The sequence below is a fragment of the Qipengyuania sp. ABI-127-1 genome (genome assembly GCA_022953095.1).
GTDB lineage: Bacteria > Pseudomonadota > Alphaproteobacteria > Sphingomonadales > Sphingomonadaceae > Qipengyuania.
Genome location: JALJCR010000003.1, coordinates 305,292 through 326,746, shown reverse-complemented (window position 1 = coordinate 326,746; position 21,455 = coordinate 305,292). Strand labels below are relative to the sequence as shown.

Sequence of the window (21,455 nt, the reverse complement as noted above, 5' to 3'; positions counted from 1 at the left end):
ATGCGCATCCCGATCCTTACCAGTCTTGCCTTGCCGCTGGCCGCCTGCGCTGGATATGCCGAGCCCGCCGAAACACCGACCGATCGGATGCGCCAACTCACGGGCGGCACATGCGATGCGGATGCCGTGCAGGGCTATCTGGGCCGCGAGGCGAGCGACGAAATCGGCGAGGAGATCGTCGATAAAAGCGGCGCCAAAACCCTGCGCTGGGGTCCGCCCAATTCGGTCTGGACGATGGACTATCGTTCGGACCGCGTGAACGTGCAGTATGATGAGGCGATGACAATCACCGAAATCACCTGCGGGTGAGCCGCCGCCGCGCCTTCACCGGCTCGCCCTACGAAGCCCGGTTCGGCTTTTCCCGCGCCGTGCGCGAGGGCAATCGTATCATTGTCGCCGGAACCGGCCCGGTCGAGGATGACGGTTCTTCCACCACCGGGGGCGCCGCCGCACAGGCAGAGCGGTGTTGCGTCCTGATCATGCGCGCCATCGAGGAACTCGGCGGCAGCGCTGCGGACCTCGTGCGCACACGAATGCTGCTGACCGATCCGGCAGACCAGGACGCGGTCGGCGCGGTCCATGCGCGCTTTTTCGGTGACGCAAAACCCGCTGCGACCATGGCGGGCGTGGCTTGGCTGTGCCGCCCCGAATGGAAGGTGGAGATCGAAGCCGAAGCGATCCTGCCGGATTGACCGCCGCGCCCCCTTCCCTAGCGTCACACGGAGCGCTAGAGCCCGCGGCATGACTACGAATGCAGGACAGTTCCAGCTCACCGAAGAGCAGCTGCAGATCCAGGAAATGGCGCAGCGCTTCACCGCCGACAACATCACCCCCTTCGCGGGCGAATGGGACGAGACATCGCACTTTCCCATCGACGTGATCAAACAGAGCGCCGAGCTGGGCTTCGGCGCGATCTATGTCAGCGAAGAATCGGGCGGGATCGGCCTCGGCCGATTGGAAGCGGCGCTGATCATGGAAGCCATGGCCTATGGTTGCCCCGCGACCAGCTCGTTCATCTCGATCCACAATATGGCCGCATGGATGATCGACCGGTTCGGCGGCGAGGAATTGAAGGCGAGATACCTTCCCGACCTCGTGACCATGGAAAAGGTCGCCAGCTATGCGCTGACCGAACCGGGCAGCGGCTCGGATGCGGCCGGTCTGAAGACGAGCGCCAAGCTCGATGGCGACCACTACGTTCTGAACGGCACCAAACAGTTCATCTCGGGTGGCGGCTTCAACGACATCTACGTCACCATGGTTCGCACCGGTGAACACAAGACCAAGGGCATCACCTGCCTGGTGATCGACAAGGACACGCCGGGCGTTTCCTTCGGTAAGCCGGAGAAGAAGCTCGGCTGGAATGCCTCGCCCACCGCTCAGGTCATATTCGAGGATGCCCGCGTTCCGGTGGCCAACCGCGTCGGCCCGGAAGGCGACGGCTTCCGCTATGCGATGATGGGTCTCGATGGCGGGCGCCTCAATATCGGGGCCTGTTCGCTCGGCGGCGCCCAGCGCTGCCTCGACGAGGCGGTGAACTATACAAGGGAACGCCAGCAATTCGGCCAGCCGATCGCCGATTTCCAGAATACGCAGTTCATGCTCGCCGACATGGCGACGGAGCTGGAGGCGGCGCGCGCCCTGCTCTATCTCGCTGCGGCCAAGGTCACCGACAATGCGCCCGACAAAAGCAAGTTCTCCGCCATGGCGAAACGGCTGGCGACCGACAGCGGCAGCAATGTCGTCAACAATGCGCTGCAGCTCTTCGGCGGCTACGGCTATCTCAAGGAATACCCGATCGAACGCTTCTGGCGCGATCTGCGCGTGCATTCGATCCTCGAAGGCACCAATCAGGTCATGCGCATGATCGTTGGCCGGGACCTGCTGCGCCAGTGATCATGGCTGCCCCCCCTGTCCCCGTTCGGTTCGAGCGAAGTCGAGAACCGTTCGCGCCAACGTGTCTCGACTTCGCTCGACACGAACGGAGGTTGATTTGTCTGACGAAGTGAACATCCACTCGCATGGCCGCACCGGCCATATCTCGCTCAACCGGCCCAAGGCGCTGCATGCGCTGACGCTCGACATGTGCCACGCGATGAGCGCGGCGCTGGCCGACTGGACCGGCAACGATGCGATCGAGGCCGTGATCCTCGACCATGCCGAAGGCCGGGGCTTCTGCGCCGGCGGGGACATCAACCTGCTGCGCCATTCCGCGCTGAACGATGACGGGGCAAGCGGACGCGCCTTCTTCCACGACGAATATCAGCTCAACCACCAGATGTTCGAATATGCCAAGCCCATCGTTGCCTTCATGGACGGCATCACAATGGGCGGCGGCGTGGGCATTGCCCTGCCCTGCAAATACCGCGTCGCGACCGAGAACACGCGTTTCGCCATGCCGGAATCGGGCATCGGCCTGTTTCCCGATGTCGGCGGTGGCTGGCATCTTGCGCGGCTTGGCGGACGGCTGGGCCAGTTCCTCGCGTTGACAGGCGCGCGGCTGGACGGGGCGGAATGCCATTTTGCCGGGATCGCCACGCATTACCTGCCAGCCGACAAGCTCGCAGAGGCCAAGGCGCGCATCGCCGAAAACCCCGATCGGATTGGGGGCATCCTGTCTGAATTGTCCGTCACCCCGCCCAAGGCGCGGGTCGAGGAGAATTGCGACCGGATCAACAAGCATTTCGCCTCCGATCGCTACGAGGATATCCTCGCCAGCCTCGAGGCCGATGACAGCGAATGGGCGGCGAAGGAACTCGCCACCCTGCGCACCAAGAGCCCGCAGACCTGCAAGGTCGCGCTGCGCCAGCTTGCCGAGAGCGAAAAGCTGGCCAATTTCGCCGACAATATGCGCATGGAATACCGCATTGCGAGCCGTGTGCTGACCCGCCCCGATTTCGCCGAAGGCGTGCGCGCGGTGATCGTCGACAAGACGCATGACCCGAAATGGAACCCCGCGACGGCAGAAGAGGTCAGCGAGGAGCTGATCGACAGCATCTTCGCGCCGCTTCCCGATGGCGAGGAATGGACGCCGTTGAAGTAAGCGTCATCCCAGCGAAAGCTGGGATCGCTGTCCGCCTAGTCGGACACGACCGAAAACGATCCCAGCTTTCGCTGGGATGACGGAGAATTGAATGACTTACGAAACCATCACCGTCGAACAGCGTGACGCGGTTACGCTGATTACCCTCAACCGTCCCAAGGCACTGAATGCGCTCAACAGCACGGTGCTCGACGAACTGATCCACGCCTTCGCCGCCTATCAGGCGGATAGCAGCCAGCTATGCGCGGTGCTGACCGGGTCGGGCGACAAGGCCTTTGCCGCCGGCGCCGACATCAAGGAAATGAGCGAGAAGGCGGCAGCGGATTTCTATCTCGACGACTTCTTCGCCCCCTGGACCAGCGAGATCGTGAAGAAGACCCGCAAGCCGTGGATCGCGGCGGTCAATGGCTTTGCGCTGGGCGGTGGGTGCGAGCTGGCGATGATGGCCGATTTCATCATCGCGAGCGAGAACGCAAAATTCGGCCAGCCCGAAATCAAGCTGGGCGTGGCCCCCGGCATGGGCGGATCGCAGCGGCTGACCAAGGCGGTGGGCAAGTCCAAGGCTATGGAAATGTGCCTGACGGGCCGCATGATGGACGCCGAGGAAGCCGAGCGCAGCAATCTGGTCGCGCGGGTCGTCCCGCATGAGCAGCTTCTCGACGAAGCCATGAAGACCGCAGCGCAGATCGCCGCAATGCCGCCCATGGCCGCGATCGCAAACAAGGAAATGGTCAACGCCGCCTTCGAAACCAGCCTGGATCAAGGTCTGATCGTCGAACGCCGCATCTTCCAGATCCTTGCCGCGAGCGAGGACAAGGCCGAAGGCATGGCTGCTTTCGTCGAAAAGCGCGAGGGCAAGTGGAAGGGGCGGTAATCCCACTCCGTTCCCCTCGTCATTGCGAGGCGCATAGCGACGAAGCAATCCGGCGTCCGACCTTTCCTACAGCGCGCCACCCCTGCTAGCTTCGCGGTGCACCTGCCCTACTTGGGTTAAGGGGCGTATGGGAGGAACAGCCCCCCGCCCAAATCGGCCCAACCTGTCACCCTGGGCAGGAAATGATACTTGAATTCAGTGGTTTGAGCTGTTGGATTTGGCGGACACCGGTGTAACCTTGTGTCACCTACAGCAGCGCGGATAAACAGTTTGCGAGAGGAAACGAGAATGAAAATCGCCTTTATCGGCCTCGGCAATATGGGCGGCGGGATGGCCGCGAACCTCGTGAAGGCGGGACACGCGGTAAACGCCTTCGACCTGTCAGAAGAGGCGCTCGCCACCGCCAAGTCCAATGGCTGCGCGACTTTCACCGATGCGTCCGAAGCCGTGCAGGGTGTCGACGGTGTGGTCACCATGCTGCCCAATGGCGCGATCGTGAAATCGGTCTATGAAGGCAGCGTGATCGGCAAGGCGCCCGCTGGCGCGGTGTTGCTCGATTGCTCGACGATCGACGTGGCAACCGCGAAAGAGGTTATCGCTGCTGCCGAAGCAGCCGGATACGACATGGTGGATGCTCCGGTGTCGGGCGGGATCGCGGCGGCCAATGGCGGCACGCTCACCTTTATGGTCGGCGGCACCGAAAAAGCCTTCTCTCGCGCCGAGGTGGTGCTCAAAGCGATGGGCAAGGCGGTGATCCATGCAGGCGATGCCGGTGCGGGCCAGACCGCCAAGATCTGCAACAACATGCTGCTCGCCATCAGCATGATCGGCACTGCCGAGGCCATGAAGATGGCCGAGAAACTGGGCCTCGACCCGCAGAAATTCTACGAAATCTCCAGCCAGTCCTCGGGCTATTGCTGGTCCTTGAACGCCTACACGCCCATGCCCGGCATCGGCGTCGAAAGCCCGGCGGACAAGGATTACCAGGGCGGCTTCGCCACCGGGCTGATGCTCAAGGATTTGCGCCTGGCGATGGAAGCGGCAGAAACCGCCAATGCCTCCACTCCGCTCGGGCGCCATGCCAAGGAGCTCTACGAACGGTTTGCCGAGGAAAACGCCGGGCTCGATTTTTCGGCGATCATCGAGACGCTCTGATCTCTGCCAGCACCCGCGCGAGCCATTCGCGCGGGGTCTTGCGGCGCCCGACATCGGCGACGAATTCCTGCCCGCGCGCGACACTTCTGAGGCGTCCGCCGCGCAGCCAGCGGTCGGCGCGGTCGTGATAGCTGAGCCCACCCCGTTTCAGCCAGCCGGGGCGGTTCCACAGCGACGGCGGACCGCCTGCCACGGTCAGTCGCAATCCATCACTGGCATGGTGCGCCTCCTCGCCGGATCCGGCATAGATGACATCATTGGCAGCGTGCAGCGCGAGGGCATGCGGGTGGCCATGCTCCACCAGATGGCCGGGCACACCGTCGCCGAGCACGGCAATCTCCTCGACTTCGAGATAGCCGAATATGCGGTGATGCGGCTCACCGCCTTCCTCGCGGAACAGGCCGAAGAACAGGAACACATCGCCTATCCCGACGCCCTGATTGGCCAGATGCGTCTGCGCCGCACCGCACTGGCCGAACAGGCAGGTGCCGTCCGCAAGGAACATCGGATCGTGGTGGCACAAATCCTCCGCGCCCAGGCGCCCGCGGCTGGCCGTCGCGGCATATGCGCCCAGTCCCAGATCGCCATAAGTGGTGCGCGAGGCAGCCCCTGCCGGGATCGGCAGGCTCACCGGACGGCCAGCGACGATCGGCGAAGGCCCGCCGCCCGCCGCGCTGTCGAAGCCCTTGCGAGAAAAGATGATCCGCATCGGCGCCTCGTGCCGCAACTGCCAGACCGTGACAACCGCGCGATTCGGGCCTATCTGCCCGGCCATGACTGACGAGAACAAGGGCAAGGTCACCGCACTCATCATGGCGGGAAAGCGTTCGGGTGTGCTCGATCCGCTTGCCGAGCGTGCCGGCGTGGCCCAGAAATGCGTGGTTCCGGTCGGCGGCATGCCAATGATCGAGCGCGTGGTGATGAACGTCGCGGCCAGCCCGCGCATCGGCGAAATCCGCGTGGTCGCGCACGAGCCGGACGAAATCGCAGCGATTCCCTCGATCGCCAAGCTGGTCGATGAAGGCCGTCTGGTATTCAAGCCGGGTGCCTTCAACCTCGTCGACAGCGTTTTCGCCGGAGCCGAGGGCGCAAGCTATCCGATCCTCATCACCACGGCCGACAATTGCCTGTGGCTGCCCGAGGATTTTACCGAGTTCGCCGACAAGGCGAGCGCCAGCGGCGCCGGTGCGGCCGCCGCATTGGCGCGCAAGGAAGACGTGATCGCGGCCGATCCGCAGGGACAGGCCAAGTTCTATGAATTCTCCGATGGCGGGTATTCGAACTGCAACGCCTACTGGATCGGCAATGCCAAGGCGCTTTCCGCCGCGGAGATCATGCGGGGCGGCGGCCAGTTCGTGAAATTTCCCGGCCGCATCGCCAAGGCTTTCGGCGTGGTCAATCTGATCCGTTTCTTCCTCGGCTGGGGCACGAAGGAAAAGCTGTTCGCCCAAGTCTCGCGCCGGTTCGGATTCGAACTCAAGCCGCTGGTGATGAACCACGGTTACTGTGCGATCGACGTCGATAACGAACGCACCTTCGAAGTGACGGAAAAGCTGCTCGTCAAGCGGCTGGCGACTGCCTGATACCCACACCGGACCGATGCACCGTCTGATCCGCAATATCGGCTGGCTCCTGACGGGGCGCGGTGTCAATGCCGTGCTGAGCATCGTCTATCTCGCCTTGGCCACACGGACGCTGGGCCTCGATCATTTCGGCTATTTCGCCATCATTCTGGCGCTCGGCCAGACGGTGACCGGGCTCGCCAATTTCCAGACCTGGCAATTCGTGGTGCGCTGGGGCGTCGGCGAAGACGGCCCCGGCGATGCAACCGGCTTCGCGATCGCGCTCGATATGCTGTCGGTCGCGCTTGGCCTGGTGCTGGCGGCTGCGCTGGTCTGGAGCGCCCCATTATGGCTGCCCCTGCCTGCGGAATTGCTTCCGGTCGCATTCGGCTATTGCGTGGTCGCCCTGTTGTCGATCCGAACCACGCCCACGGGGCTGCTGCGCCTGCGCTTTGCCTATGCAAGGGCTACGGCGGCGGAATCGGTTCAGCCGATTGTGCGCGCAGCCGGTGCCGGAATCGCGGCGGTGGCCATGCCCACGGTCACGGGCTTCGTTCTGGCCTGGGCGGCGGCAGAAATCGCGGTGGCGACGGCGCTGTGGATCGCGGCTTCGAAACAGGAAAAGATCGACCTGTCGCGTATCAGCTTCACCCGCATTCCGCGCGCGCATCCCGGCGCCTGGCGGTTTGTCTGGTCGACCAATATGTCGGGCAGTCTCAACGTCGGATCGAAGCAGGTCCTGATCCTGCTGGTCGGCGCCATAGGCGGCGAAACGGCCGCGGGCGGCTTCCGTGTCGCCAGCCAGTTGGGACAGGCGCTCGTCAGCCTGGCGCAAACCGTATCGAAGGCCATCTACCCGGAGCTGGTTCACGCCCAGGATAACGCGCACGACATGGCCCGGCGTATGGCGAACATCGCCCTGATCGCCGGGGTGCTCGCGGTTCTGGTAACGCTGTTCTTCGGCCGGACCGCCCTGGCTCTGATCGCCGGGCCGGAATTCCGCGTATTCTGGACGATGGTCATCCTCGCCATTGCCGGGGCGATCGAACTGGTCGGGGCAAGCCTGGAATCGCTTCTGGTCAGCGCGGGCCGGGCGGGGACGGCATTCTTCATCCGTGCGGTTCCCACGCTTATCGGGCTGGCGCTGCTCGATGTGGCCATGGGCTGGAACGGAACCAAGGGTGCAGCCTTCACCGTGCTCGGCTCCTCCGCCCTGTCGGTGATCGGCTTCTGGGTGGCGATCATCTCGCTTTCGCAGATCACCATCACCGTCAAACCGAAGGCCGATCTCCCGCCGAAAGCCTAGGGGATGGCCGAGGACGGGTTGCGGCCCGGGTTGCGGCGATCGGACAAACCGATCCTGCCTTGCTGGCCCAACGCGGCAGACAGGGGGCGCCAGCCGCGCGCCCCCTCGCGTCAGACCATGTCGGGATCGTTCCAGGCCAGGATCGGCTTTCTCGCCGCCTGCGTTTCGTCGAGGCGGCGCCGCGGCGCATAATGCGGCGCGGTCTTGAGGCTTTCATCCCCCGACTTGACCCGTTCGGCAACGCTGCGCAGGGCCATGATGAACTGGTCGAGCGCCGCCTTGCTCTCGGTCTCCGTCGGCTCGACCAGCATCGCGCCATGCACCACCAGCGGGAAGTACATGGTCATCGGGTGATAGCCCTCGTCGATCAGCGCCTTGGCGAGATCGAGTGTGGAGAGGCCTTCGGCGAAGCCTTTGTCGCTGAACAACGCCTCGTGCATGCACGGCCCGCTATGGCCAAAGGGCGCGTCGAGCACATCTTCCAGGCTGCGCAGCACGTAATTTGCATTGAGCACCGCGTCCTCGGCAACCTGCTTCAGCCCGTCGGCGCCGTGGCTGAGCATATAGGCCAGTGCGCGGGTGAACATGCCCATCTGTCCGTGAAAGGCGGTCATGCGGCCGAACGCCTTGGTATGCTCGAACTCGGCCGCGTTCTCTTCCTCGACGAGATGAACCACGCCGTCGCCGTCACGCGCCGTGAATGGCAGGGGTCCGTAGGGCGCGAGCGCCTCTGACAGCACCACCGGGCCGGAACCCGGCCCACCGCCACCATGCGGGGTGGAGAAGGTCTTGTGCAGGTTGATGTGCATGGCATCGACGCCGAGATCGCCCGGGCGCACCTTGCCGACGATGGCGTTGAAATTCGCCCCGTCGCAATAGACGAAGCCACCCGCTTCGTGGACCGCATCGGAGATCGCCTTCATGTCGGGCTCGAACAGGCCGCACGTGTTGGGATTGGTGATCATCACCCCGGCAACATCGGGGCCGAGCCGCGCCTTCAATGCTTCCAGATCCACCCGGCCCGCGGGCGTCGCCGGGATGTCCTCGACCTTGTAGCCTGCAAAAGCGGCGGTGGCCGGATTGGTGCCATGCGCGCTTTCGGGCACAAGAATGACCTCGCGCGCATCGCCACGCGCCTCGAGAGCAGCACGGATGCACAGGATGCCGCACAGCTCGCCATGCGCGCCCGCCTTGGGGCTCATCGCAACGCCGTGCATGCCGGTGAGGTCGATCAGCCAGCGGGCCAGCTCGTTGATGACTTCGAGCGCACCGCGCACCGTGTCGACCGGCTGCAAGGGATGGACATCGGCAAAGCCGGGCATGCGCGCGACTTTCTCGTTGAGGCGCGGATTGTGCTTCATCGTGCACGAGCCGAGCGGGAAGAGGCCAAGGTCGATGGCATAGTTCTGGCGGCTGAGGCGCGTGTAATGCCGTACCGTTTCGGGTTCGGAGAGGCCGGGCAAGCCGATGGTCTCGGCCCGGTCGAACCCGCCGAGGCGGTTCGCGCCGCCCTGCGGTTCGGGCAGGTCTACGCCGGTCGTTTCAGCATGACCGATCTCGAAGATCAGCGGTTCTTCGAGCATCAGCGCGCGGTTGCCGGTGGCGGTGTCAGGACCGCTCATCGCATTGTGCCCTTCGACCGGGGTGCCGGGCTTCCAGCCGGAGGCGTTGGGCGCGTTCATGCCAGTTCTCCTTCAAGAGCGGAGGCGAGCGTTTCGATATCGTCTTCGCTCGTGGTCTCGGTCACCGCGACGAGCAGGCCGTCGGCGAGTTCGGGATTGTCGGGGAAGAGCCGACCGAGCGAGACGCCCGCCAGCACACCCTTATCGGCCAGCGCGCGCACGATCTTGCGGGCATCCGTGCCGAGCCTGATGGTGAATTCGTTGAAGAAACTGTCGTTGAGCAACGTCACGCCGGGCACCCTGGCCAGTCTGTCGGCGGCAAGGCAGGCGAGACGATGGTTTTCCATTGCCATCTGGCGCAGGCCCTTTTCGCCCAGCAGAGTCATGTGAACACTGAAGGCGAGCGCGCAGAGGCCCGAATTGGTGCAGATATTGCTGGTCGCCTTCTCGCGGCGGATGTGCTGCTCGCGGGTCGAAAGTGTGAGCACGAAACCGCGCTTGCCTTCCGCGTCCACCGTCTCGCCGCACAGCCGCCCGGGCATCATGCGAACGTGTTTTGGGTCGCGCACCGCGAAGAGGCCGAGATAGGGGCCGCCGAACTGGAGGCCGACGCCGATAGACTGACCTTCGCCAACAACGATATCCGCGCCGAGTTCGCCCGGCGACTTGACCACGCCCAGGGCGACGGGTTCGGTATTGACCGCGATGAGCAACGCGCCTTTTTCATGCGCCGCCTCGGCGATTTTGGCGAGGTCCGGCAAGCGGCCAAGAATGTCGGGATACTGCACCACGACGCAGCTCGTGTTCTCGTCGATCCGGGCGATCAGACCGTCGTCATCGGGCTTCGCCGCCAGGCTCGGCGGGGCATCGGCGATCTCGTCCTCGGTAAACTTCGCCATGGTGCGCACAACTTCGGCATAGTGCGGATGAAGCGCGCCGGAGAGCACGACCTTGCGTTTCTTGCCGCGGGCCACGCGTCCGGCCATCGCCACCGCTTCCCAGCAGGCGGTCGAGCCATCGTACATCGAAGCATTGGCCACCGCGCAGCCATAAAGCCGCGCGACCTGCGTCTGAAACTCGAACAGCATCTGCAGCGTGCCCTGCGCGATTTCCGGCTGGTAGGGCGTGTAGGCGGTCAGGAACTCGCCGCGCTGGATGATGTGATCGACGCTGGCCGGGATGTGATGCTTGTAAGCCCCTGCCCCCAGGAAAAACGCCGCATCGGAAGCCGCGAGGTTCTTCTTCGACAGCCGTCGCATATGTTTTTCGACAGCCATCTCGCTGGCATGCATCGGCAGGCCCTCGATCGGGCCGGAAAGCCGCGCTTCCTCGGGCACGTCCGAAAACAGCGCATCGATGTCGGGCGCGCCGACTTTCTCGAGCATGTCCGAACGGTCGATATCGGTCAGGGGTAGGTAGCGCATTTTAGAATCCCGTCATCCCAGCGAAAGCTGGGATCTGGTGCAGCGAAGTCCGACCAGGCGGACAGCGATCCCAGCTTTCGCTGGGATGACGAATGTTAGAGCCCGTCGCAGAAGCTCTTATAGGCGCCCTCGTCCATCAGCCCTTCGAGCTGCGACTTGTCGCCAATGGTCATGCGGAAAAACCAGCCATCGCTTTCCGGCGCGGTGTTGACCAATGCCGGATCGTCTTCCAGCGCCTCGTTGGCTTCCGTGACTTCGCCATCGATCGGAGCGTAGACGTCGCTTGCCGCCTTGACGCTCTCGACAACCGCCGCATCGCCACCCTTGCTGAGCGTGGTGCCCGAACCCGGCAGTTCGACGAAGACGATATCGCCCAACTGTCCCTGCGCATAATCGGTAATGCCCACGGTGGCCGTGTCGCCCTCGACATCGATCCACTCATGTTCGTCGGTGAAGTATCGGGCCATCTCTCACTTTCCTCTGTGATAGCGGTGGGGGACGAAAGGAAGCTTGGCCACCTTCGCCGGTAATCTTTTGTTACGAACCTCGACTTCGAGTTCGGTTCCCTCCTCGGCGTGCGCAGTGTCGACATAGCCCATGGCGATGGGCCGTTCGAGCGTGGGCGAGAAGCCGCCGCTGGTCACGCGGCCTACCTGCGTATCGCCGGAATAGATCGATGCGCCTTCGCGCGCGGGCATACGGCCTTCGATGGCGAGACCGACGCGTTTCTGCACCGGGCCGCGATCGAGCACTTTCATCACCGCCTCATGCCCCATCCAGCCGCCTTCCTCGCGGCGGCGCTTGGTCAGCGCAAAGCCAAGATCGGCCGACACAGGATCGGTTTCGGTGGTGATGTCATGGCCGTAGAGCGGCAGGCCCGCTTCGAGGCGCAGGCTGTCGCGCGCGCCCAGGCCGATCGGGCGCACCTCGATTTCGGCGCAGAGACGGTCGGCAAGGCTCTCGGCGAATTCGGCAGGGACCGAGATTTCGAAACCGTCCTCGCCGGTATAGCCCGAACGCGTGATACGCAGCGGCCATTCGCCGAAATCGTGAACCACGCTTTCCATGAAGACCATGTCGTCGATGACATTGCGCATCACCCGGTTCAGCGCGGTCGCCGCATTCGGCCCCTGCACCGCGATCAGCGCATGGTCGTCCATGTGGGTGAGCGTAACATCGTCATCGAGATGTTCGCGCAAATGGGCGATATCGTCCCATTTGGTCGCGCCATTGACCACGAGGTAATAGGCCGGTTCGCCCCAATGCCCTTCGGTGCCTTCCTCTTCGTCGCCTTCGATCCAGGGGGTCGCGTTGGTCACCATCAGATCATCGAGGATGCCGCCTTCTTCATCGATCAGCAGCGAGTAACGCACCTTGCCGGGCTTCAGCGAGGCGATCGCGCCGGGCAGCAACTTTTCCAGCTCTTCGGCGGCCTTTTCTCCGCTGACCAGCAACTGGCCCATATGGCTGACGTCGAACAGACCCGCCTGCTGCCGGGTCCAATTGTGTTCGGCCACGATACCTTCGAACTGGATCGGCATGTGATAGCCCGCGAAGGGCACCATGCGCGCGCCCTTGCGGCGATGCCAGGCATCCAGCGGCAGCGTTTCGGTGTCGGCAATCTGGTCTTCGGTATCGTCGCTCAAGTCCCGTCCCTCGCAAGCATGGGTGCGCCCCGTGCAGGTGCGCGCACATAAAACCCATGCCCCCTCTGTCGGGAAACCTGAGAGACTGACGCGCAGATGAGCACGCTTACCCCTTCGGTGGCCCGGCGAACGCCGGACGCTTTCCAGAGTGTCGATGGCCCGCACGGTCCGTGTAGCCTGAGAGTTTCCGGGGCGGTTGCTCCTTCGGCGCCGGATGGCCGCTGCCACCCGATCTCTCCCGTGCGTGCCCGCCGCAGAATCGCTCCCACAGCCGACGCGGTATGCCCTGCGCGATTGTACGCCTGCGGTCAATCGCGAGTTGAGATCGCACGCGGTTCGCAGCACAGCAAATGGCAGTCCGACACGATAATCCGGGCCATTGCTCTCCCGCCATCCCGCGCGTCGGCCCAGGACGCTATGCTTCGATCTGAGCCTGGGCCGAATATGGGCGCAAAGCGCCGTTCGTCAGTCGAGATTGGGCCTGAGCCATCTTTCCGCCGTCGCCATGTCCACGCCGCGTCGCCGCGCATAGTCTTCCAACTGGTCGCGCCCGATCCGCGCCACCCCGAAATACTCCGCTTCGGGATGGCCGAAATAGAACCCGCTGACCGCCGCCGTGGGATACATGGCGAAATTTTCGGTCAGCGTGATGCCGGTGTTCGCTTCGGCATCGAGCAGGTCGAACAGGATCGGCTTGAGGCTGTGATCGGGGCAGGCGGGATAGCCCGGCGCCGGACGAATCCCGCGATACTGCTCCTTGATCAGCGCCTCGTTGGTAAGCTGTTCCTGCGGAGCATAGCCCCACAGATCGGTGCGGACATGCTGGTGCAGCCGCTCGGCGAAGGCTTCGGCGAAGCGATCGGCCAGCGCCTTCAGGAGGATGTCCGAATAATCATCCTTATCGGCGATGAAGCGCTTCGAATGGTCTTCGATCCCGTGGATGCCGACCGCAAAGCCGCCGATCCAGTCGCCGGCCGGGTCGATGAAATCGGCAAGGCACATATTCGCCCGGTCGCGCGATTTCTTCACCTGCTGGCGCAGGAAGGGAAGGACGACATGCTCTTCGCGCCGGACGCGGTGAATGGTCACATCGTCTCCGTCGCGCGCGCAGGGCCAGAATCCTGCCACCCCCTTGGCTACCAGCCATTTCTCCGCAACGATCCGGTCGAGCATGGCGTTGGCATCGTCGAACAATTGCCGTGCGGTCTCGCCCACGACATCGTCGGTCAGGATGGCGGGATAATTGCCGTGCAGTTCCCATGCGCGGAAGAACGGAGTCCAGTCGATATAATCGCGCAGCTCGGCGAGGTCCCAGTCATCGAAGGCATGGACACCGGGCTTGAGCGGGGGCGCGGCCTTGTCGCTGAGATAGGCATCGAAGAAATTCGCCCGCGCTTCCTCGAGGCTCAGGAGCACGCTCTGCCCCTTGCCTTCACGCGCGGCGCGCACCTTTTCGTATTCCGCCGCGGTCGTTTCGACGAATTCGTCGCGCTGCGTGTCGGAAAGGAGGCGACTGGCAACCCCCACCGCGCGGCTCGCGTCGAGCACGTGGATCACCGGCCCTTCGTAGGCCGGTTCGATGCGCAGCGCGGTGTGGACCTTGCTGGTGGTCGCCCCTCCGATCAGCAAAGGCATGGTCATTTCGGCGCGCTGCATCTCTTCCGCAACCGTCACCATCTCGTCGAGCGAGGGGGTGATGAGGCCGGAAAGCCCGATCATGTCGGCCCCGTTCTCGTTCGCGGCGGCAAGGATGTTCTGCCAGGGCGCCATCACCCCGAGGTCGATCACCTCGTACCCATTGCATTGGAGGACCACACCGACGATGTTCTTGCCGATGTCGTGAACGTCGCCCTTGACCGTGGCCATGACGATCTTGCCCTTGGACTGGTCGGCGAGGCCCGATGCTTCTTTCTCCGCCTCGATGAAGGGGATCAGATGCGCGACAGCCTTCTTCATCACGCGGGCCGACTTCACCACCTGCGGCAGAAACATCTTGCCCGAACCGAACAGGTCGCCGACCACGTTCATCCCGTCCATCAGCGGACCTTCGATGACTTCGATCGGACGCCCGCCGGAGGCTGCCACCAATTCGCGCGCCTCTTCGGTATCGGCCACGACATGGGCATCGATGCCCTTGACCAGCGCATGTTCCAGTCGGCGCTTGACGTCCCAGCCGCGCCACTCTTCCGCCGCCTTCTCGTCCGCAGCGCTCTTGCCCTTGTAGCTTTCGGCAAGCTCGATCAGCCGCTCGGTCGCGTCCGCGCGCCGCATCAGGATCACATCCTCGCAGGCTTCGCGCAGTTGCGGGTCGATCTGGTCGTAGACATCGAGCTGCCCGGCATTGACGATCGCCATGTCGAGCCCGGCGGGAATCGCGTGATAGAGAAACACCGAATGCATCGCGCGGCGCACGGTCTCGTTGCCGCGAAAGCTGAAGGAGAGGTTGGACAGGCCGCCCGACGTCTTGGCATGCGGACAGGCCGTCTTGATCTCGCGCACCGCCTCGATGAAGTCGAGGCCGTAGCGGTCATGCTCCTCGATCCCCGTCGCCACGGCGAAGATATTGGGGTCGAAAATAATGTCCTCGGGTGGGAAGCCGATGCCTGTCAGCAGCTCGTAAGCGCGGGTGCAGATTTCGACCTTGCGCGCCTTGGTGTCGGCCTGCCCGCTCTCGTCGAAAGCCATGACAACGGCCGCCGCGCCATAATCCATGCACAGCCGCGCATGGGCAAGGAACTCCTCCTCGCCCTCTTTCATGCTGATCGAATTGACGATCGGCTTGCCGGACACGCATTTCAGCCCGGCTTCGATCACGTCCCACTTGGAACTGTCGATCATCACCGGCACGCGCGCGATGTCGGGTTCGGCGGCGATCAGCTTGAGGAAGGTCGTCATCGCCTTTTCGGCGTCGAGCAGGCCTTCGTCCATATTGACGTCGATTATCTGCGCGCCGTTTTCGACCTGATCGCGCGCGACTTCCACGGCGGTTTCGTAATCGTCCGCCATGATGAGCTTCTTGAACCGGGCGGAGCCGGTGACATTGGTGCGTTCCCCAATATTGACGAAACGGGCAGTGGAGAGATCGTTCATGGTGTCAGATCCGCTCGATGGCGCGCGCCAGCACGACATCGTCATAAAGGGTTCCGCCGACATCGAAACGGCGCGTGGCGATCTGCCGGAAACCCTGTTTGGTATAAAAGGCGATCGCGCGATGATTGTCGTTCTTCACCCCGAGCAGCAGACGTTTTCGGCCCGCCGCCCCGGCCAGCGCCGCATCGAACAGCCGGCGGGCGATCCCGCTGCCATGGAAGCGGGACAGGAGGTAGATCTTCTTGAGTTCGATATCGCCGTCGTGCGCGGCTTCGAGTTCGGGCTCGGTAAGCAGGGCGTAACCTATCGGCGCGCGGTCGATTTCCGCCAGCCATGCCCGCGCGCCCGCGGCCAGAAGGTCGCGCAGAAAACCGGGATCATGTGCCCGTTCGCAATGCGCCACCAGCGCGTCGCCGCAGATCATCCCTGCGAAGGTTTCGAGAAAAGTGGCATCGGCGACCAGCGACAACCTGCCGACGTCGTCGGCACAGGCTTCGCGGATCACCGCCTTCGTCGGATCGTACGCCGTCATGCGGCAAGTGCAAAAGGTTCGAGGCCGGCAAGATGCATGTCGGGAGGGACCTTTGGCAGCACGCGCGGAGAGAGACCTTCGACGGCCTTGGCCATGGCCGCGATATGAGCGGGCGTCGAGCCGCAGCATCCGCCCAGAACATTCACACGGCCATTCTGCGCCCAGACTTTCGTCAGCGCGGCGGTGGTTTCCGGCACCTCGTCATATTCGCCGAGATCGTTCGGCAATCCCGCATTGGGATAGGCCATCAGCCAGGTATCCGCGATGTCGGACAAAAGCTGCACATGCGGCCCGAGTTGCTCCGCACCGAAGCTGCAATTGAGCCCGATCGTCAGCGGTTTCGCATGGCGCACCGTATGCCAGAAGGCCTCCACGGTGTGGCCCGACAGGTTGCGTCCCGAAAGGTCGGTCAGGGTGAGCGAGATCATGACTGGGATGTCGCGGCCGAGCTCGCGCTCGAGCTGCCTGACCGCCATGATCGCCGCCTTGCAATTGAGTGTGTCGAACACGGTTTCGATCAGGATGAAATCGGCCCCGCCTTCCACCAATGCGCGGCCCTGTTCGACATAGACCTCCACGATCTCGTCGAAACTCACCTCGCGAAAACCCGGATCCTCGACATCGGGCGAAAGCGACAGCGTCTTGTTGGTCGGCCCCACGGCCCCGGCGACGAAGCGCGGCACTCCATCGGTGCGCGCATCGACCGCTTCGCGAATGATGCGCGCAGCCGCGACGTTGATTTCATGGACCAGCCCCTCGGCGCCGTAATCTGCCTGGCTGATCCGGTTGGCGTTGAAGGTGTTGGTTGCCAGAATATGCGCCCCGGCATCGATATAGCTGTCGCAGATTTTGCGGATCACCTGCGGCTGGGTCAGATTGACGAGATCGTTATTGCCCTTCTGGTCCTGCTCCAGCGAGGTGCCGGCGGAATAATCCTCGGGCGAAAGTTTCGCACGTTGGATCTCGGTCCCGTAAGGCCCGTCCTTGATGAGGATGCCTCGCTTCGCAGCGGATACGAAGTCTTCGCGCTTGGACATTGTCAGACCTTCGGGCGCAGACCGAGCATATGGCAGATCGCATAGCTCAGCTCGGCGCGGTTGAGAGTGTAGAAATGGAACTGGCGCACACCGCCCGCATAGAGGCGGCGGCACAATTCCGCGGCAATGGTCGCGCTGACCAGCTTGCGCGCTTCGGGCCGGTCGTCGAGGCCGTCGAACAGCCCTTCCATCCAGTGCGGAATAGCGGTGCCGCATAGCCCCGACATGCGCTGAACAGCGGCGAAACTGAGCACCGGCATGATGCCGGGCACGATCTCGCCCTCGATCCCCGCCGCCGCGGCCTTGTCGCGAAATTCGAAGAAGCACTGCGGATCGAAGAAAAACTGGGTGATCGCGCGCGTGGCACCGGCATCGAACTTGGCCTTGAGATTGTCGATATCGGCCTGCGCATCGGGGGAATCCGGGTGAACTTCGGGATAGGCGGCAACCGAAATCTCGAAATCGGCGACCTTCTTGAGGCCGGCGATGAGTTCGACGGCATTGGCATAACCGCCCGGATGCGGCGTGTACTTGCTCGCACCATCGGGCGGATCGCCCCGCAGGGCGACAATGTGCCGGACGCCTTCCTCCCAATAATGGCGGGCGACCTCGTCGACCTGTTCGCGCGTGGCCTCGACGCATGTCAGATGCGCTGCGGCAGGGATGTGGGCTTCATTCTGGATCCGCACGACCTGCTGGTGCGTGCGCTCGCGCGTGGACCCGCCAGCACCATAGGTTACACTCGCGAAACGCGGCCCCAGAGGCGCAAGGGTTTCAACGCTGTGCCACAGCGTTTCGTTCATCTTGTCGGTCTTGGGCGGAAAAAACTCGAAGCTCACTTCGATATCGCCGGACAGGCCCGAAAACAGCGGCGTTTCGAGCGCGCGCTGGGCCTCGCGCATTTGGTCGATTGTCGGGCTCACGAGGCTGCTTTCCTGTTTTCGGTGCGCCGATGCGCGATCCATATCTTGACCACCAGTTCCCCATTGCCGAGCGAGGTCGGGGCCAGGGCATCGAAACCCGCTTCATCCAGCAGGTTGCCCATCTGGCCGTCCTCGAAGCCCAGGCGGGCATGGGCATGCCGGTCGCGCAACTCTTCGCGCTGGTGTGCGGCGAAATCGACAATCGCGATCCGGCCGCCCCGACGCGTCACACGTGCTGCCTCGGCCAGCGCCGATCCGGGATTCTGGGCGAAATGCAGCACCTGATGAAACAGGGTGGTATCGAAACTGTCCGGCGCGAACGGCAGGGAGGAAAAATCGCCCTGCACCAGCTCGACCGTCTCGGTCGGCAGATGCTGCAGCTTGGCGCGCGCGACCCGCAGCATGGCCAGGCTCTTGTCGAGCGCCACGATACGCTCGGCACGCGCGGCAAACAGCTCCGCCATGCGCCCGGTGCCGGTTCCGATGTCCAGCAAGCGGCCGAGCGGGCCATCGCCAAGGGCCTCGGCCAACGCGGCTTCCACGGCTTCGTCGGAAGAATGGAGGCGACGCAGTTCGTCCCAATCATGCGCGTGCTCGCTGAAATAGGCCTGCGCCTCGCTCTCGCGATGGTGCCGGATTTCGGCAAGCTTGCGGCGATCCCGTTCGCACTCTTCGGCGAATTGGGCGTCAGCCCGCTCCGCTTCCATGAGCAATTCGGCGATCGCCGTGCAGAGCGGTGGCACCTCGACTGCGTTGGCGCAGGCCCGCAGAAAAACCCAACTGCCTTCTCGGCGCCTTTCGGCGAGGCCCGCATCGCACAGGATACCGATATGCCTTGAAACTCTGGGCTGACTCTGGCCGAGCACTTGTGCGACCTCGCCCACGGCAAGCTCCATCGAGCCCAGCAGGCGCATGATCCTCAGGCGCGTGGGGTCGGCAAGGGCACGAAAGATGGTTTCGGTTCGCATTCCAGGCGGAGATATAAAGGTATTTTTATATCTGTAAATCACAGCTCAGCTAAATCGACCCATAGAGATGCTTGGACAATAATCCTGCACATCCACACGGGTTATTTACCACTGCGTGCGATGCGGGGCTGTCATGCCCCGCCGTCGCTCCGATCACGCCGCCGAGCGCGAGCGTTTCGTCGAAGACTTGCTCGCCATCATGACGGTGGAGGAGAAAGTCGGTCAGCTCGTGTTGCAACGTCCGCCGGTTGCAGGGAATTCGAGCCACAATCACCAGATACGCGATCAATTGCGGCGCGGACATCTGGGCGGCTTCGTCGGATGGGGGTTGTCGAGCGAATATGCCGCTTTCCAACGGATCGCCGTGGAGGAAACCCGTCTGGGCATTCCCCTGTTCATCGCCGACGTTCCCGGACGCGGCGAAACGGCGGTATTGCCATCACCCTTCGCTTTCGCATCGAGCTGGGATTGCGAGCTGGCAGAGCGCGCTGCCCGCTTGATCGCGGGAGAGGCGCAGGCGGCCGGACGGAACTGGCTGCTGGGGCCGGATGTGTCGCTTTGCACGAGTGTTGCCGACAGCGATCTTGCGAATTGCTGGGGATCGGTGGAATTGCTCGCCCGTCGGATGGCTGCGGCCTGGGTGCGTGGCTTCCAGTCGGAAGATGTGCGGGAACCGGGGCTGCTCGCCTGTCTCAGGCTGGACGATCCTTCCTGGACTGTCCGGCGCGATGCGCGGCGAATGCGCGACAAACTTCGTCTGATCGCCGGCGTCCTGCGCAATTCCAATCCGGGCAGTGTCGCGCTGGGGGCCATGGCGCATGGCTTCCCCGATTTCGCCGATGGCTCCCGCGAACACTCCCTGTCGATCGGCGAGCCCGGGGGCTATGAGGGGCTGGACCTTGCCGGATGGTCGAAGATCGCTGCGGCAGCCGGTCTCGAAATGGCGTCCGGACCACTCGAGGGGCTGCCTCACGGCGCCATGGTGGCAGCGGTTGAAGACGGACGTATCGCGCCGTTTCAGATCGACGACGAGGTACGCAAGGTCATCGGGGCCAAATATGATCTCGGCCTGTTCAGCAGCGAGGGACTGGATCGGCACACCGACCGGGCGATAGAGGCGGAGGAAACCCGCGCGCTGGCGCTGGACGCGGCGCGCCATGCCATCGTGTTGCTACGCAACGATCCCGCTCTGCTACCGCTGGGGATCGATTCGGGGGATCTAGTGGTGGTTGGCCCGGCGGCTACCGATCGTGCGCTGCCGACCGGGTCCTCCGGCAGGGAAGGGGCCAGCCTGACGGACGGGTTCGATGCCCTGGGGATCGCTTATAAATATGTTCCCGGCCTGGCATTGCGCCAGGGTGGTTCCGATTCCGGCCGGTTGGCGCCCGCCGACCGAATGGCGATCGGCTTGGCGAGCGAAGCCGCGCGCCGATCGCAAACGGTGATTGCCGTGCTTGGCGCCATGGCAGAGCTGGGTGAGGCACAACGTAGCCTGCTCGAGGGACTGCGCTCCGCCAATCGCAATACCGTTCTGGTCACTCTCGGATCGCATCCGCTCGATCCGGATATACTGGGAAGTAAACTGCCATGCGTTCTTCATGCGGGGCAATTGGGCAGCATGTCCGGCCATGCCATCGCCGAAGTGCTGACCGGGGCATTCGCGCCGCGTGGGCGCCTGCCCGTCGCCTTGATCGACAATTCCCGCGAAGGTCTCCCGCTGGGTCACGGGCTGGGCTTTTCCACGTTTCGCATCGAAGAGCCGAGAATAGAGCTTGGTCACAACCGTATCGTGGTGACCGGTATCCTGCATAATGTCGGCGAACGCGAAGGGATGGAGACGGTCCAACTCTATCTCCGGCGCCCCATCGATCGCGGCGCCGCCGAACGTACCCTGGTGGATTTCCAGCGAATATCTCTGGGCGCCGGGAAGAGCTGCAATCTGATGTTCGAACTTGGCGGCAATCAGTTGGGCCACTTCGAGACCAACGGCAAATTCACCGTCGAGCCCGGAGCTTACGAAATCTCGGTGGGGCTCAGCGAGAGTCGCGCCCTCTCGGAGCAGATTTCGGTGCCCCGCGCCGTTGTCGAAGCGATGAGCAGAGACCTCGCCTCCGAACCCCTCCCCGCCCTCTTCGGCAAGCTTCGCAGCGTCGGATAGCCATTGATCCGCCATGCTCGGCGCGGTCGCTTGCCGAAAAAGCAGGACCGGAGGCCAGGCTGGAGCGCAGGCGGCGGCCTTCGCCTGAAAGCAAGCGCGTGCGCGCCGGTTTGCA

At 63.6% G+C, this 21,455-nt stretch carries 19 protein-coding genes and 1 riboswitch; of the genes, 9 read left to right on the top strand and 10 right to left on the bottom strand.

Features of this window, described 5'->3' with window-relative positions; translation table 11 throughout:
- The 6 genes from MUY37_RS14220 (at position 1) to mmsB (ending at position 5,072) form a co-directional block, all read left to right on the top strand.
- A complete protein-coding gene (locus MUY37_RS14220; protein WP_499196020.1) occupies positions 1-309 on the top strand; it encodes an I78 family peptidase inhibitor in 309 nt (102 codons plus the stop codon).
- Complete coding sequence (locus tag MUY37_RS14215) at positions 306-692, top strand: RidA family protein (RefSeq protein WP_499196019.1); 387 nt, start codon at positions 306-308, stop codon at positions 690-692. Before MUY37_RS14220 ends, MUY37_RS14215 begins: the two co-directional genes overlap by 4 nt.
- Before the next feature lie 49 nt (positions 693-741).
- Complete coding sequence (locus MUY37_RS14210) at positions 742-1,896, top strand: acyl-CoA dehydrogenase family protein (RefSeq protein WP_499196018.1); 1,155 nt, start codon at positions 742-744, stop codon at positions 1,894-1,896.
- A 97-nt stretch (positions 1,897-1,993) separates the two neighbouring features.
- Positions 1,994-3,043 (top strand): enoyl-CoA hydratase/isomerase family protein, encoded by a 1,050-nt coding sequence (locus tag MUY37_RS14205; protein ID WP_499196017.1) that lies wholly within the window; start codon positions 1,994-1,996, stop codon positions 3,041-3,043.
- A gap of 91 nt (positions 3,044-3,134) precedes the next feature.
- On the top strand, positions 3,135-3,917 hold the full coding sequence (locus MUY37_RS14200) for an enoyl-CoA hydratase-related protein (RefSeq protein WP_499196016.1): 783 nt from the start codon (positions 3,135-3,137) through the stop codon (positions 3,915-3,917).
- A 288-nt stretch (positions 3,918-4,205) separates the two neighbouring features.
- Positions 4,206-5,072, top strand: a complete 867-nt coding sequence (gene mmsB, locus MUY37_RS14195) for a 3-hydroxyisobutyrate dehydrogenase (protein WP_499196015.1) — start codon at positions 4,206-4,208, stop codon at positions 5,070-5,072.
- Here mmsB and MUY37_RS14190 read toward each other — a convergent pair.
- On the bottom strand, positions 5,056-5,847 hold the full coding sequence (locus MUY37_RS14190; protein ID WP_499196014.1) for an Nmad3 family putative nucleotide modification protein: 792 nt from the start codon (positions 5,845-5,847) through the stop codon (positions 5,056-5,058). The genes mmsB and MUY37_RS14190 overlap by 17 nt on opposite strands.
- Between MUY37_RS14190 and MUY37_RS14185 the strand changes: the two genes are divergently transcribed.
- Together MUY37_RS14185 and MUY37_RS14180 are read left to right on the top strand one after the other, a co-directional pair.
- Positions 5,846-6,655 carry an NTP transferase domain-containing protein gene (locus MUY37_RS14185; protein ID WP_499196013.1) on the top strand — a complete coding sequence of 270 codons (810 nt, stop codon included), beginning with the start codon at positions 5,846-5,848 and terminating at the stop codon, positions 6,653-6,655. The genes MUY37_RS14190 and MUY37_RS14185 overlap by 2 nt on opposite strands.
- A gap of 16 nt (positions 6,656-6,671) precedes the next feature.
- Complete coding sequence (locus MUY37_RS14180; protein WP_499196012.1) at positions 6,672-7,940, top strand: lipopolysaccharide biosynthesis protein; 1,269 nt, start codon at positions 6,672-6,674, stop codon at positions 7,938-7,940.
- A 110-nt stretch (positions 7,941-8,050) separates the two neighbouring features.
- On the opposite strand, the gene gcvPB is transcribed toward MUY37_RS14180, so the two are convergent.
- The 9 genes from gcvPB to MUY37_RS14135 all read right to left on the bottom strand — a co-directional run bounded on the left by gcvPB (position 8,051) and on the right by MUY37_RS14135 (position 19,182).
- On the bottom strand, positions 8,051-9,622 hold the full coding sequence (gcvPB, locus tag MUY37_RS14175; RefSeq protein ID WP_499196011.1) for an aminomethyl-transferring glycine dehydrogenase subunit GcvPB: 1,572 nt from the start codon (positions 9,620-9,622) through the stop codon (positions 8,051-8,053).
- Positions 9,619-10,986: an aminomethyl-transferring glycine dehydrogenase subunit GcvPA gene (gcvPA, locus tag MUY37_RS14170; protein ID WP_499196010.1), complete on the bottom strand. Its 1,368-nt coding sequence runs from the start codon at positions 10,984-10,986 to the stop codon at positions 9,619-9,621. Before gcvPA ends, gcvPB begins: the two co-directional genes overlap by 4 nt.
- Positions 10,987-11,081: 95 nt before the next feature.
- Complete coding sequence (gene gcvH, locus MUY37_RS14165; protein ID WP_499196009.1) at positions 11,082-11,453, bottom strand: glycine cleavage system protein GcvH; 372 nt, start codon at positions 11,451-11,453, stop codon at positions 11,082-11,084.
- Between the two features lie 3 nt (positions 11,454-11,456).
- Positions 11,457-12,632, bottom strand: coding sequence for a glycine cleavage system aminomethyltransferase GcvT (gene gcvT / locus MUY37_RS14160; RefSeq protein WP_499196008.1), 1,176 nt, complete (start codon positions 12,630-12,632; stop codon positions 11,457-11,459).
- Between the two features lie 154 nt (positions 12,633-12,786).
- Positions 12,787-12,883, bottom strand: a riboswitch (glycine riboswitch).
- 214 nt (positions 12,884-13,097) lie between these two features.
- Entirely contained in the window at positions 13,098-15,722 is a 2,625-nt protein-coding gene (gene metH / locus MUY37_RS14155; RefSeq protein ID WP_499196007.1) for a methionine synthase, read from the bottom strand.
- Positions 15,723-15,726: 4 nt separating this feature from the next.
- A complete protein-coding gene (locus MUY37_RS14150; protein ID WP_499196006.1) occupies positions 15,727-16,254 on the bottom strand; it encodes a GNAT family N-acetyltransferase in 528 nt (175 codons plus the stop codon).
- Positions 16,251-17,291: a homocysteine S-methyltransferase family protein gene (locus tag MUY37_RS14145; RefSeq protein WP_499196005.1), complete on the bottom strand. Its 1,041-nt coding sequence runs from the start codon at positions 17,289-17,291 to the stop codon at positions 16,251-16,253. Before MUY37_RS14145 ends, MUY37_RS14150 begins: the two co-directional genes overlap by 4 nt.
- Before the next feature lie 2 nt (positions 17,292-17,293).
- On the bottom strand, positions 17,294-18,193 hold the full coding sequence (gene metF, locus MUY37_RS14140) for a methylenetetrahydrofolate reductase [NAD(P)H] (protein WP_499196135.1): 900 nt from the start codon (positions 18,191-18,193) through the stop codon (positions 17,294-17,296).
- Between the two features lie 17 nt (positions 18,194-18,210).
- Positions 18,211-19,182 (bottom strand): ArsR/SmtB family transcription factor, encoded by a 972-nt coding sequence (locus MUY37_RS14135; protein WP_499196004.1) that lies wholly within the window; start codon positions 19,180-19,182, stop codon positions 18,211-18,213.
- A gap of 133 nt (positions 19,183-19,315) precedes the next feature.
- On the opposite strand from MUY37_RS14135, the gene MUY37_RS14130 reads away from it, so the two are divergent.
- The gene (locus MUY37_RS14130) at positions 19,316-21,340 is read left to right on the top strand and encodes a glycoside hydrolase family 3 C-terminal domain-containing protein (protein WP_499196003.1); all 2,025 of its coding nucleotides are present in this window, start codon (positions 19,316-19,318) and stop codon (positions 21,338-21,340) included.
- Positions 21,341-21,455 lie beyond the last annotated feature (115 nt).